Source organism: Bacteroides sp. (genome assembly GCF_030151085.1).
In the GTDB taxonomy this organism is placed as follows: Bacteria; Bacteroidota; Bacteroidia; order Bacteroidales; family Bacteroidaceae; genus Bacteroides.
On sequence record NZ_JASLER010000069.1, the window covers coordinates 96,533 to 109,826 of the forward strand.

At 44.7% G+C, this 13,294-nt stretch carries 11 protein-coding genes; 9 read left to right on the top strand and 2 right to left on the bottom strand.

The features are described from left to right. The first annotated feature begins 18 nt into the window (after positions 1-18). A complete protein-coding gene (locus tag Q1W14_RS14120; protein ID WP_300702472.1) occupies positions 19-948 on the top strand; it encodes a metallophosphoesterase in 930 nt (309 codons plus the stop codon). Positions 949-1,176: 228 nt separating this feature from the next. On the opposite strand, the gene Q1W14_RS14125 is transcribed toward Q1W14_RS14120, so the two are convergent. Beyond that, positions 1,177-2,988 carry a mechanosensitive ion channel family protein gene (locus Q1W14_RS14125; RefSeq protein WP_300702447.1) on the bottom strand — a complete coding sequence of 604 codons (1,812 nt, stop codon included), beginning with the start codon at positions 2,986-2,988 and terminating at the stop codon, positions 1,177-1,179. A gap of 151 nt (positions 2,989-3,139) precedes the next feature. On the opposite strand from Q1W14_RS14125, the gene Q1W14_RS14130 reads away from it, so the two are divergent. From Q1W14_RS14130 to Q1W14_RS14150, 5 genes are all read left to right on the top strand, one after another. Continuing rightward, positions 3,140-4,102 carry a calcium/sodium antiporter gene (locus Q1W14_RS14130; protein WP_300702449.1) on the top strand — a complete coding sequence of 321 codons (963 nt, stop codon included), beginning with the start codon at positions 3,140-3,142 and terminating at the stop codon, positions 4,100-4,102. Positions 4,103-4,175: 73 nt separating this feature from the next. After that, on the top strand, positions 4,176-5,315 hold the full coding sequence (locus Q1W14_RS14135; protein WP_300702451.1) for an N-acetyltransferase: 1,140 nt from the start codon (positions 4,176-4,178) through the stop codon (positions 5,313-5,315). Between the two features lie 26 nt (positions 5,316-5,341). Continuing rightward, the gene (locus Q1W14_RS14140) at positions 5,342-7,213 is read left to right on the top strand and encodes a DNA topoisomerase IV subunit B (RefSeq protein WP_300702453.1); all 1,872 of its coding nucleotides are present in this window, start codon (positions 5,342-5,344) and stop codon (positions 7,211-7,213) included. Then, positions 7,210-7,662 carry a pantetheine-phosphate adenylyltransferase gene (gene coaD / locus Q1W14_RS14145; RefSeq protein ID WP_300702455.1) on the top strand — a complete coding sequence of 151 codons (453 nt, stop codon included), beginning with the start codon at positions 7,210-7,212 and terminating at the stop codon, positions 7,660-7,662. The genes Q1W14_RS14140 and coaD overlap by 4 nt, the downstream gene beginning before the upstream one ends. A gap of 31 nt (positions 7,663-7,693) precedes the next feature. Next, a complete protein-coding gene (locus Q1W14_RS14150) occupies positions 7,694-9,307 on the top strand; it encodes a S41 family peptidase (RefSeq protein ID WP_300702458.1) in 1,614 nt (537 codons plus the stop codon). 137 nt (positions 9,308-9,444) lie between these two features. Here Q1W14_RS14150 and Q1W14_RS14155 read toward each other — a convergent pair whose 3' ends face one another. Then, the gene (locus Q1W14_RS14155) at positions 9,445-10,047 is read right to left on the bottom strand and encodes a phosphatase PAP2 family protein (RefSeq protein ID WP_300702460.1); all 603 of its coding nucleotides are present in this window, start codon (positions 10,045-10,047) and stop codon (positions 9,445-9,447) included. A 111-nt stretch (positions 10,048-10,158) separates the two neighbouring features. On the opposite strand from Q1W14_RS14155, the gene Q1W14_RS14160 reads away from it, so the two are divergent. From Q1W14_RS14160 to sdhA, 3 genes are all read left to right on the top strand, one after another. Further along, positions 10,159-11,064, top strand: coding sequence for an AraC family transcriptional regulator (locus tag Q1W14_RS14160; RefSeq protein ID WP_300702462.1), 906 nt, complete (start codon positions 10,159-10,161; stop codon positions 11,062-11,064). Positions 11,065-11,271: 207 nt separating this feature from the next. Continuing rightward, a complete protein-coding gene (locus Q1W14_RS14165; RefSeq protein ID WP_300702463.1) occupies positions 11,272-11,973 on the top strand; it encodes a succinate dehydrogenase/fumarate reductase cytochrome b subunit in 702 nt (233 codons plus the stop codon). Positions 11,974-12,010: 37 nt separating this feature from the next. Further along, a partial coding sequence (gene sdhA, locus Q1W14_RS14170; RefSeq protein ID WP_300702464.1) for a succinate dehydrogenase (quinone) flavoprotein subunit occupies positions 12,011-13,294 on the top strand: 1,284 nt, incomplete at its 3' end.

Consider the following 13,294-nt stretch of genomic DNA (forward strand, 5'->3'; position numbering starts at 1 on the left):
ATAACTAAAACAACAATGATGAAAAAACTATTCCTCCTTCTTTTCGTTGCCGTCCTCAGCAATCTGACGACTGCCCAAATCACCGACTATTCCATCTTCGACAAGAAGTTCAATTTCTACGTTGCCAACGACCTCGGCCGTAACGGTTACTACGACCAGAAACCGATAGCCGAATTAATGGGAACAATGGGCGAAGAAGTAGGACCTGAATTTGTACTTGCCACCGGAGACGTACATCACTTTGAAGGTGTTCGTAGTGTAAACGACCCGCTTTGGATGACCAACTACGAACTTATCTATAGCCACCCTGAGTTAATGATTGACTGGTTCCCCGTACTCGGCAATCACGAATACCGTGGAAATACGCAAGCCGTAATGGATTACACAAACATAAGCCGCCGCTGGAGTATGCCCGCCCGCTACTACACCAAGTCTTTTGAAGACAAAGGCGTCACCTTGCGTATCGTTTGGATAGACACCGCTCCTATTATTGACAAGTATCGTAATGACAGCGCCACCTATCCCGACGTTTGCAAACAAGACTATAAGAAGCAACTTACTTGGATTGATTCCGTCCTGACCGCCACCAAAGAAGACTGGGTGATCGTTGCCGGACACCACCCCATCTATGCCGAAACCCCGAAAGACGAAAGCGAGCGCCGGGATATGCAGAGCCGTCTCGACCCCATCTTGCGCAAACACAAAGTGGATATGTATATCAACGGACATATTCATAACTTCCAGCATGTACGTGTACCGGGCAATAACACCGACTACATCACCAACTCAGCCGGTTCACTTGCCCGTAAAGTAAAACCCATTGAAGGAACCGTATTTTGCAGTCCCGAACCGGGTTTCTCCATCGTATCCGCAGACAAAAAATCATTGGAACTGCGTATGATTGATAAAAAAGGAAATGTATTACACACAGTGACACGCACCAAGTAAGAAAGAAAAGATACAGCCGGATGCAATGAATTCCTTCATCCGAAATAAGAAAATCAACGTATCTAATATCCAGTTCGCTGGATGTATAGTTCTAGCAGACTGGAAGTATACATCCAGCGTGTTGCATATATACTTCCAGCACGCTGGAAATATACATGCAGTAAACAAAACATAGAAGTGTACAGTTCAAAGCTTTAGGATCACATATCAGAAGTTCAAGGTATACGATCACTCTTTACCCTTATTCTCTCCCCGCAGATCATCCTTCGGAATCGTCGTCTCGTTCCCATCACGCATAGCCATATAATGCGGTGACATAATCTCCACACCGGCTTCGTTGAAGCGATCCTGAATATTCTGATGTAGATCGGAGTAGATCTGTGCCAGGCGGTCGGCATCTTTAATATAGGCATTTATCTGATAAACCGGGTACCAGTCGCTAAGCGATGTTTCCAGTACAAATGGACGGGGATCATCCGAAACGCCCGGCGTGTTTAGAGCAGCCTCTATCAGCAGTTGATGTACCTGCCGCCAAGGAGCATCGTAACCAATGGTTACTTCGGAATGGATAATCAAACCGAACTCCCTTGCCGACTGGCTGAAGTTTACCGTATGCGAAGACATTATAAATGAATTAGGAATGGTAATCACCTCATTCTTAGGTGTACGGATACGCGTAACCAATGGCGTCTTCTCAATCACATTGCCGGTAGTATCGTTCAATTTGATGCGGTCGCCCAACTTGAAGGGGCGCATATAAGTGATAACCAATCCCGCTATGATATTTCCGATAACAGTACTGGAACCAAGTGAAACAATCAAACCTACAAATACTGATATCCCTTGGAACACACCGGTTTGGGAACCGGGCAGATAAGGATAGATCATCGCAATCATAAATGCATAAAGCAGGAAGCGGATAATATGATAAGTAGGCAAAGCCCAGTCGGCATAGAAGCCTTTAATCTTCAGTCGCTCCGATTGTATCTCATTGGCAAGGTAACGTACCAGTTTTATCAGGTACTTCACTGCCATACATATCACGAAAATAGTAAATAGGTCGGGAACGTAAGCTACAATCCCGTGCAATATGATTTTTACAGGATCCCATATATAAGAGAACAACTGATAAGCCAGATTCTTGGTTTGCGGGAATATGGCGAACAGCAATGGCACCGTCAGCAATAACTGCAAGAACATAAATATATAACGCGCCAGTTTTGCCAGGAATATGAGCAGGTTCACTTGCTTTTGCGTATCAAGCAATTCATACTCCTGAATAGAAATGGGTTTGAGTTTTGTATCTTTCAGTTTCTGTATACGCAGCTTAAGTTTATTGAACAACCAGTAAGTCAATTTAAAAAGAAAGAATTGCCCTACCAGTACAAGTATGAAGTATAGGATACGCTTGCCAAGTTGCCACAAGCTATGCTGTTCCTTCATTATTTTCAGTTTGCCCACTATGATCTGCCGGTTTTTGGCTGCTAACTGGTCACGGGTACAGTTCTCCCACAACCCATCTTGATCAGTAAAAGAGGCAATAACTTTGTTGCCGTACATCAGGTCGGTCACAATATCACTACTCTCAAGATACAGTGAGTCCGGTTTCAAATTAAACCGTTTGCCTAGTTCCGTAATAGCTACAGCATCCATATCGGCACGTTGTTGCGGAGTATGCCCGCCACGCTTTGCATACAGATAAAACAAAGTATCGCCTTCCACTACCACCGGTATTCCCGGTGTTACTTTACGAAGCGAATCTATCCGAAGTTTCTGCTGAGCCAGTTTCACCGAATCCGCCGCATAGCTTTCCAGCTTCAACTGCTCCATCTCCATCCGCAGATTAGCTTCATTCAGCTTCGCTGCCGTCAACTCATCTTTAAGAACAGATAACTGAACTGAATCGGTATCATTCTTTGCTACAGAAGCCTTCCGTACACTATCCTGAAAGATATCGAGAACTTTATCTACTAACTGGGCCGATGCTCCGCCTGTTGACATTAACAGCAGACTAAGGCAGAAAACGCGAACAATTCTCATACTATAAGCTTTATCTCATTATATACATCAATAAATGCTCAAACTTACAGAATGTTTTCGACTTCACATTCTAAATTCAGAGCAAAGTGACAAAAATGCAGAAAACAAACAACTATTATCATTATATTTGTTCCCAAAATTAAAGATTTCTATGGATATACTACTTCTTATCGGAGGATTGCTCCTCATTCTTTTAGGCGCTAACGGGCTGACAGATGGAGCAGCATCGGTTGCCAAACATTTCCGCATACCGTCTATCGTTATCGGTCTTACCATCGTAGCTTTCGGAACTTCGGCGCCCGAATTTACCGTCAGCATGTCTTCGGCACTGAAAGGCAGTGCGGATATTGCCATCGGAAACGTAGTAGGAAGCAATATCTTCAATACCTTGATGATTGTGGGCTGCACAGCACTCTTCGCCCCGATAGTCATCACCCGCAATACCTTGCAAAGAGAGATTCCCCTATGTATCTTATCTTCTATTGTCCTGCTGATTTGTGCCAATGATGTGTTCCTGGACGGCTATAAACAGAATATTCTGAGTGTCAGCGACGGATTGATATTACTCTGTTTCTTCGCCATCTTCCTGAGATATACCTTCACGCTTGTTTCGCACAACCCGAAAGAGAAAGAAGAAGAAACCGAAGAAATCAAGCAACACCCTATGTGGAAATCCGTCTTATTCATCGTTGGCGGACTGGGTGCTCTCATTGCCGGTGGAAGCTTCTTTGTAGACGGAGCCACCGGAATAGCACGCAGCCTGGGTGTGAGCGAGTCAGTCATTGGCCTGACATTGGTAGCAGGCGGTACATCACTGCCCGAGCTTGCCACTTCCATTGTAGCCGCCTTAAAGAAGAATCCGGAAATAGCCATCGGCAACGTGATAGGCAGTAATCTTTTTAACATATTCTTCGTGCTGGGTTGCTCGGCTTCCATTACTCCGCTGAACTTCGCAGGCATCGGTAATCTGGATTTATTAGTACTGGTAGGTTCGAGCATATTGTTATGGTTATTCGGAATATTCTTCGGGAAGCGCACCATTACACGGGTTGAAGGTAGTATATTGATACTTTGCTACATTGCCTACACGAGTGTATTAATCTACTTGTCTTAATAGTTTTTAGATACTCTATGTGGTAATTTAAACATTATCACGTATCTTTGCCGCATCATAATGACATACAACTATGGCAATTACAATCAAAAAAGTCTCTACAAAAAGAGAACTGAAACAATTCATTCGTTTTAATTACAGGTTATACAAAAACAACCCCTATTCTGTACCTGACCTGTACGACGACATGCTCAACACTTTCAACAAAAAGAAAAATGCAGCATTCGAGTTTTGCGAAGCCGAATACTTCCTTGCGTACAAGGATGACAAAATAGTAGGACGTGTAGCTGCCATTATCAATCATAAAGCCAACCAGACTTGGGATAAAAAAGACGTGCGTTTCGGCTGGATCGATTTCATTGATGACCCGGAAGTCTCCGATGCTCTCATAAAAGCAGTGGAAGACTGGGGCAAAGAAAGAGGCATGACTCATGTACAAGGTCCTTTGGGCTTTACCGATTTCGATGCTGAAGGTATGCTTATCGAAGGATTCGACCAGCTCAGTACCATGGCAACGATTTACAACCACCCCTATTATCCGCAGCACATGGAACGTATGGGCTTCGAGAAGGATGCTGACTGGGTGGAATATCAAATCTTCATTCCGGATGCCGTACCCGACAAGCACAAACGTATCTCAGACCTTATCCAGCGCAAATATAACCTGAATATCGTAAAGTGCAAATCGGCCAAAGAAGTGAAAGCCAAGTACGGGCAAGCCATCTTTGAACTGATGAACGAAGCATACAAGCCACTGTATGGTTACTCCGCCCTATCGCAACGACAGATTGACCAATATGTAAAGATGTACCTGCCTATCCTCGACCTACGTATGGTGACACTCATAACAGATGCGGAAGACAAATTGATTGCCGCAGCCATTTCCATGCCTTCCCTAGCTGTAGCTTTGCAAAAATCCCACGGCCGCTTACTTCCTTTGGGATGGTACTATCTACTGAAAGCTTTATTCATGAAGCGACGTGCCCCGATGCTCGACTTGCTGCTGATAGCCGTGAAACCTGAATATCAGAATAAAGGTGTTAATGCTTTGTTATTTTCCGATTTAATTCCTGTTTATCAGAAATTAGGTTTTATATTTGCAGAAAGCAACCCCGAACTGGAGATGAATGGCAAAGTACAAGCCCAATGGGAATACTTCGAAACCAAACAGCATAAACGGCGACGGGCGTTCACAAAAGAAATTAATAAATAGTGATTAGTGATTACTAAAAAGGTTTTATGGAAGAAATCAACGGACTGATGCCCGAAGGCAATGTTGAATATACGGAAGATAACATTCGTCACCTTGACGATATGGAGCACATCCGTGTCCGCTCGGGCATGTACATCGGCCGTCTGGGAGACGGCGCACAAAACGACGACGGTATCTATGTATTGTTGAAAGAAGTAATGGACAACAGTATTGATGAGTTCAAAATGGGTGCCGGCAAGCGTATAGAAGTGAACATTGAAGAAAACCTCCGTGTAAGCGTACGCGACTACGGACGTGGTATTCCGCAAGGCAAACTGATTGAAGCGGTGAGCAAGCTTAACACCGGTGGAAAGTACGACAGTAAAGCTTTTAAGAAAAGCGTCGGACTGAATGGTGTAGGTATCAAAGCAGTAAATGCCCTCAGCAGTCGTTTTGAAGTACGCAGCTACCGCGACGGGAAAGTACGTACCGCCATCTTTGAAAAAGGTAATCTGCTAAGCGACGTCACCGTAAGCACGGACGAAGAAAGCGGCACATTCATCTTCTTCGAACCGGATGCTTCACTCTTCCTGAACTACTCATTCCAGAATACTTTCGTAGAGACTCTGCTACGCAATTATACCTATCTGAACACAGGTCTTGCCATTATCTATAATGGACAGCGCATCCTCTCCCGTCACGGATTGGAAGACTTGCTGAAAGACAACATGACCTCCGAAGGTTTGTACGACATCATCCACCTGAAAGGAGAAGATATTGAAATTGCCTTTACGCATACCACCCAATACGGCGAAGAGTATTATTCTTTCGTCAACGGCCAGCATACCACCCAAGGCGGTACACACCAAAGTGCACTGAAAGAGCATATTGCCCGTACTATCAAGGAGTTCTACAATAAGAATCAAGAATACTCAGACATACGTAACGGTATCGTTGCCGCCATTGCCATCAATGTGGAAGAACCACAGTTTGAAGGGCAGACTAAGACCAAGTTGGGTTCGCCTTCTATGGAGCCCGGCGGCGTCAGCGTCAATAAATATGTAGGTGATTTTATCAAGACGGAAGTGGATAACTTCCTGCACAAGCATCCGTTGGTATCCGAAGTGATGCTGCAAAAGATTCAAGACTCCGAGAAAGAGCGTAAAGCCATTGCCGGCGTTACGAAACTGGCTCGCGAACGTGCCAAGAAAGCAAATCTGCATAACCGCAAACTGCGTGACTGCCGTTACCACCTCAATGATGGCAAAGGCAAAGACAAGGAAACAGAATCCTGTATCTTCATCACCGAGGGAGACTCTGCGAGCGGTTCTATCACCAAAAGCCGTGATGTCAATACTCAGGCTGTATTCAGTTTGCGTGGAAAGCCGCTTAATTCCTACGGGTTGACCAAGAAGGTAGTTTACGAAAACGAAGAGTTCAACTTACTTCAAGCCGCTTTGAATATCGAGGATGGCATAGAAGGACTTCGTTACAATAAAGTGATTGTAGCGACCGATGCCGATGTGGACGGTATGCACATCCGCCTACTTATCATCACATTCTTCCTCCAGTTCTTCCCCGACTTGATAAAGAAAGGACATGTATATATCCTACAGACGCCTCTGTTCCGTGTGCGCAACAAGAAAAAGACCAACTACTGCTACACAGACGAAGAACGTTTAAAGTCCATCGAAGAGTTGAGTCCCAATCCGGAAATCACCCGATTCAAAGGTTTGGGAGAGATCTCGCCCGACGAGTTCCAACATTTCATTGGCAAAGACATGCGCCTCGAACAGGTTTCCCTGCGCAAGACCGACCTTGTCAAAGAGTTACTTGAATTCTACATGGGTAAGAATACCATGGAGCGACAAAACTTTATCATCAGTAATTTGGTTATAGAAGAAGACCTAGCATCATGAGAAGAGCAATCTTTCCGGGAACGTTCGACCCGTTTACCATCGGACATGCTTCTGTAGTAAACCGTGCGTTGACCTTCATCGACGAGATTATTATAGGTATCGGCATCAACGAAAACAAGAACACGTATTTCCCCGTTGAGAAGCGCGAAGAGATGATACGTAACTATTACCGGAACGAGCCACGCATCTGTGTACAGTCATACAACTGCCTGACTATCGACTTTGCCAAGCAAGTGGATGCCAATCTGATTATCCGTGGAATCCGTACCGTAAAAGATTTCGAATACGAAGAAACCATCGCGGACATCAACCGTAAGCTGACCGGAATTGAAACGATCCTGCTCTTCACCGAACCGGAACTGACTTGTATCAGTTCAACCACCGTTCGCGAGCTGCTGCAATTCGGAAAAGATATAAGCATGTTCATTCCGAAAGGGATGGACATTTAGTGATTAGTGTTTAATGATTAGTGATTAGATAATGAAGAAAATATTTGCCTTAATTATATGTCTATGTGCCTTGGCAGCACATGCTCAAAAGATTAACAACGAACCTATCCGCAAATTGCAAATGGCAGAGTTTGCCATAGCCAACCTGTATGTAGACAAAGTGGACGAAGATAAATTGGTTGAAGAAGCCATCATCAAGATGTTGGCACAACTCGACCCGCACTCTACCTACAACAATGCAGAAGAAGTCAAGAAAATGAACGAGCCTCTGCAAGGCAACTTCGAAGGTATTGGCGTACAATTCCAAATGATAGAAGACACTTTGCTGGTGATACAACCCGTCAGCAACGGTCCGTCGGAAAAGGTAGGTATCCTGGCAGGCGACCGCATAATTGCCGTTAATGATAGTGCGATTGCCGGAGTGAAAATGAGTACGGAAGATATTATGAGCCGCCTGCGCGGTCCTAAGAATTCAGAAGTAAAGCTCACCATTATCCGCCGTGGCGTAGACGAGCCAATCTATTTCACCGTAAAGCGTGACAAGATACCCATCCTCAGCTTAGATGCTTCGTACATGATAGAGCCCAAAATCGGATATATACGTATCAACCGCTTTGGAGCGACCACTGCCCAAGAGTTTACCCAAGCCCTGAAAGAACTTCAAAAGAAGGGAATGAAGGACCTGATTCTTGACTTGCAGGGCAACGGTGGAGGTTATCTGAATGCCGCTATCGACCTTGCCAACGAGTTCCTTGGTCAGAAAGAACTTATTGTTTATACCGAAGGCAGAGCCGAACGCCGCAGTGACTTCTTTGCAAAAGGAACCGGCAACTTTAAAGAGGGGCGTCTTATCGTATTGGTGGACGAATATTCCGCTTCTGCCAGCGAGATTGTAACCGGTGCCATTCAGGACTGGGATAGAGGTGTCGTAGTAGGACGCCGCACCTTCGGCAAAGGATTGGTACAACGCCCTATCGACTTGCCGGACGGCTCAATGATCCGCCTGACCATCGCCCGCTATTATACTCCCGCCGGACGTTGCATTCAAAAGCCTTATGACAACACCGCCAACCTGGACGGCAAACTTAACGGAGAAGATAATCAGGATAATTACAACCTGGACCTGGTAAACCGCTTCAACCATGGAGAAATGATTCATGCAGATAGTATCCACTTCGCCGATTCGCTGAAAGTACAGACAAAGCGTCAAGGACGTACCGTATATGGAGGTGGGGGTATCATGCCCGACTTCTTCGTTCCGATAGATACGACTCAATACACGGACTACCATCGGAATCTTGTAGCCAAAGGCGTAGTTATCAAAGCAACTACCGGCTACATAGAGAAGCATCGGAAAGAATTACAAAACAAATACAAGAAGTTTGAAGCTTTCAACGAGAAGTTCGAAATAGACGATGCCTTCCTTGCCGACATCCGTGCTTTGGCGGAGAAAGAGAAAATAGAATTCAACGAAGAACAGTATAACAAATCGTTACCTCTTATCAAAACGCAGCTGAAAGCACTGATTGCCCGTGACCTATGGGATATGAATGAATACTTCCAGGTGATAAATAGCACAAACAAGAGTGTGCAGCAGGCTTTAGAAGTATTGAATAAGAACATCTACAGTACGATCATCCGATAAGATATATATCACATTTATCAGACACCAGTGTTTGTCCCGCCAGACACTGGTGTTTGTCGTATCAAACACTGGTGTTTATCACGTCAAAGACCAGTGTCTATCGCACTGAGCACAAGTGTTTATCAAGTGTCCCTAATTCAATTTCCGAGCAGCCACTTATTGAGCCATCGGTTTATGTAGATATTAGCCACCGCACATCCTGCACCGATAACTGCACCCGCCAATACATCCGACGGATAATGAACCCCTTCGTTCATGCGTGATACACCTACCGAACAAGCCCACAAGGCTGAAGGAGCTATCACATACCACTTAGGATACTTTATACATAGCGAAGTGGCAAGGGCAAAAGCCGTAGACGTATGGCCTGAAGGGAATGACGGACTGCTTTCATAACTATAAGGGTGCACCCGGTCGGGGTAAGTCTCAAAAGGACGTGCACGGTCAAACAGATACTTCATACCGTATGTCAGTACGAACGTACCGGCCACACTTGTGCCCACATAGATGGCATCCTTCAACAACTCCTTGTCATTTTTCGCCCAGGCAGCTACCGCCATCGCCACCGGAACACCGATAGCAATATATGGTTCCGACTGTGAAATGAACTTGTTATAATTGCGTATAAACTTGCCATCCCAACTATTGATCTGATGCAAAGTGTTGATGTCCCAATTCTGAGCAGACAACATAGATACAACAAAGAAGGCAAAATATACAAAAAGAATATTCCTTTTCATAAAATCTTTGTATTAATTTGCGGCAAAGATAACCGAAATAGTTAGAGTTTTCATAAAAAAATTCTATCTTTGTTGCCACATTTATTATGAAACGCCTATCAAATTAACACAATGAATACTTTTTGCACCAGGCAAATAGATTGCACTCAATGCCCCAAAATATCAGAAGGAATACTGGTTCACCACCGGTTTCCCAAGGGACAGCATTTCTCTGCCGACAAGTGCACTCAGAATTGTATGATCTTCATGTTAAGGGGCGAATTACTAGTGAATAGCGAAGAATATCCCGGTACCACCCTGCAAAACCGCCAGTTCATTTTGCAAGCCATCGGTTCCAAGATGGAACTTTTAGCATTGACCGATGTAGAGTATATTGTATATTGGTTTACCGAACTCCCTGTGTTATGCGAAGAGCGTTTCAAGGAAATACTCGACCGTTCGGAAGCCCCTTTGACTTTTACTCCACTGACTGCCATTCCCAAACTGCGCAATCTGCTGGATGATCTTTCGGAATATCTTCAGGAACAACCTACGGCATGCGGCAAATACATTGACATCAAATGCCAGGAATTGGTATATATCCTCACCAGCTATTATCCGTTACACCAGATAAGCACCTTCTTCTACCCCATCAGTACTTATACTGAAAGCTTCCACTACTTCGTCATGCAGAACTATGACAAGGTGAAAAACGTGGAAGAATTTGCCCATCTCGGCGGATATACCACTACTACCTTCCGTCGCCTATTTAAAAACATGTATAACGTTCCGGTTTACGAATGGATTCTGGATAAGAAACGGGAAGGCATCCTGAACGATCTACAATTTACCAAACAACGGATCTCAGTCATCAGTGCCCGTTACGGCTTTGATTCACTGTCACATTTTGCGCACTTCTGCAAAGACTCTTTTGGAGACACCCCTCGTTCTTTGAGAAAACGCGCCGCCAATGGCGAAAAAATCACTATCATTTGCAAAGAAAAAGGAGAAGAAGAAGGAGAAGATATTAGTGATTAGTGATTTGTTTGTAACTACATATTACATTACGTGATAAATCACTAATCACTAAACGTTAATCACCAGTTTCCCTTTTCCTAATTACGGAATAATTTCTTTAATTCCTTGTTTAATCAAGGTATTTCATCTATTTTTGCGAGAAATTAGCGTAACAACTCTTAAAGAATATAATTTTCTAACTATTAAATAATTTAAATTCAATCATTTATGTGGTTAAGTAATTCATCTGTAGGAAGGAAAGTGGTGATGAGCGTTACCGGTATCGCCCTTGTCCTGTTTCTGACATTTCACATGGCGATGAACCTTGTTGCATTGGTTTCGGCCGATGGTTACAACTTGGTTTGTGAGTTCCTGGGAGCAAACTGGTATGCATTGGTAGCAACAGCAGGTTTGGCCGCTTTGTTTATCATTCATATCATCTATGCTTTCTGGTTAACTATGCAAAACCGCAAAGCGCGCGGTAACGAGCGTTACGCTGTAGTAGACAAACCCAAAACCGTAGAATGGGCTTCTCAAAACATGCTTGTATTGGGACTCATCGTAATCGTAGGTTTAGGTTTGCACTTGGTAAACTTCTGGTCTAAAATGCAGCTCCCCGAGTTGATGCACAACATGGGCATGCATGCTGACACTATGGTTTTGGCTTATGCAGCCGATGGTGTTTATCATATCCAGAACACTTTCGCTAATCCGGTTTATGTAGTGCTTTACCTCGTTTGGCTAGGCGCATTGTGGTTCCACTTAACTCACGGTTTCTGGAGCTCTATGCAATCTTTGGGCTGGAACAACACCGTATGGATTAACCGTTGGAAATGTATCTCCAACATCTATGCTACTATCGTTGTAATATGCTTCGCCCTGGTAGTTGTCGTATTCTTTGCTAAATCATTGGCTTGCGGCGCTTGCTAAATTGTAAATTGTAAATGACTAAATTGTAAATTGCATTATGATTAAGATAGATTCTAAAATACCGGAAGGACCGGTGGCTGAGAAATGGACCAACTATAAGGCTCACCAAAAATTAGTAAACCCCGCTAACAAACGCCGTTTGGACATCATCGTAGTAGGAACCGGACTTGCCGGTGCCAGTGCTGCCGCTTCTCTCGGTGAAATGGGTTTCAAAGTATTCAACTTCTGCATTCAAGATTCTCCCCGTCGCGCACACTCCATCGCTGCACAGGGTGGTATCAATGCTGCCAAGAATTACCAAAACGACGGTGACTCTGTTTACCGTTTGTTCTACGATACAGTAAAGGGTGGTGACTACCGTGCCCGCGAAGCTAACGTTTACCGTTTGGCTGAAGTATCAAACAGCATCATCGACCAATGCGTTGCTCAAGGTGTTCCCTTCGCTCGCGAATACGGTGGTTTGCTGGACAACCGTTCTTTCGGTGGTGCACAGGTATCACGTACGTTCTATGCCCGCGGTCAAACCGGACAGCAGTTGTTGCTGGGTGCTTACTCTGCACTGAGCCGCCAAGTGAACGCAGGTACTGTAAAACTGTACACTCGCTACGAAATGCAGGACGTTGTCATTGTTGACGGACGTGCCCGCGGTATCATCGCTAAGAATTTAATTACCGGTAAACTGGAACGTTTCGCCGCTCACGCCGTAGTTATCGCTACCGGTGGTTACGGAAATGCATACTTCCTCTCTACCAACGCAATGTCTTGTAACTGTACAGCAGCTATCGCTTGCTACCGTAAGGGTGCTTTGTTTGCTAACCCTGCATACGTACAGATTCACCCGACTTGTATCCCGGTTCACGGCGACAAGCAGTCTAAGCTGACTTTGATGTCTGAATCACTGCGTAACGACGGTCGTATCTGGGTTCCTAAGAAACTGGAAGATGCCAAGAAGTTGCAAGAAGGTACTCTGCAAGGAAAAGATATTCCCGAAGAAGACCGCGACTATTACTTGGAACGCCGCTATCCGGCATTTGGTAACCTCGTTCCGCGTGACGTTGCCAGCCGTGCAGCTAAAGAACGTTGCGACAAAAGCTTCGGCGTAAACAACACCGGTCTGGCCGTATTCCTTGACTTCTCCGACGCTATCAACCGTCTGGGCAAGGACGTAGTGGAACAACGCTATGGTAACCTCTTCGATATGTACGAAGAAATCACCGACGTTAGCCCGTACGAAAACCCGATGATGATCTATCCGGCTATCCACTATACCATGGGTGGTATCTGGGTTGACTACGAACTGATGACTACTATCAACGGTCTG

What these genes read in the sequence shown, in the direction of transcription:
- Q1W14_RS14125 (WP_300702447.1), bottom strand. Translation starts at nt 2,988, where the DNA reads ATGAGAATTGTTCGCGTTTTCTGCCTTAGTCTGCTGTTAATGTCAACA.
- Q1W14_RS14165 (WP_300702463.1), top strand. Translation starts at nt 11,272, where the DNA reads ATGTGGTTAAGTAATTCATCTGTAGGAAGGAAAGTGGTGATGAGCGTT.
- Q1W14_RS14135 (WP_300702451.1), top strand. Translation starts at nt 4,176, where the DNA reads ATGGCAATTACAATCAAAAAAGTCTCTACAAAAAGAGAACTGAAACAA.
- coaD (WP_300702455.1), top strand. Translation starts at nt 7,210, where the DNA reads ATGAGAAGAGCAATCTTTCCGGGAACGTTCGACCCGTTTACCATCGGA.
- Q1W14_RS14155 (WP_300702460.1), bottom strand. Translation starts at nt 10,047, where the DNA reads ATGAAAAGGAATATTCTTTTTGTATATTTTGCCTTCTTTGTTGTATCT.
- Q1W14_RS14140 (WP_300702453.1), top strand. Translation starts at nt 5,342, where the DNA reads ATGGAAGAAATCAACGGACTGATGCCCGAAGGCAATGTTGAATATACG.
- Q1W14_RS14120 (WP_300702472.1), top strand. Translation starts at nt 19, where the DNA reads ATGAAAAAACTATTCCTCCTTCTTTTCGTTGCCGTCCTCAGCAATCTG.
- Q1W14_RS14150 (WP_300702458.1), top strand. Translation starts at nt 7,694, where the DNA reads ATGAAGAAAATATTTGCCTTAATTATATGTCTATGTGCCTTGGCAGCA.
- Q1W14_RS14130 (WP_300702449.1), top strand. Translation starts at nt 3,140, where the DNA reads ATGGATATACTACTTCTTATCGGAGGATTGCTCCTCATTCTTTTAGGC.
- Q1W14_RS14160 (WP_300702462.1), top strand. Translation starts at nt 10,159, where the DNA reads ATGAATACTTTTTGCACCAGGCAAATAGATTGCACTCAATGCCCCAAA.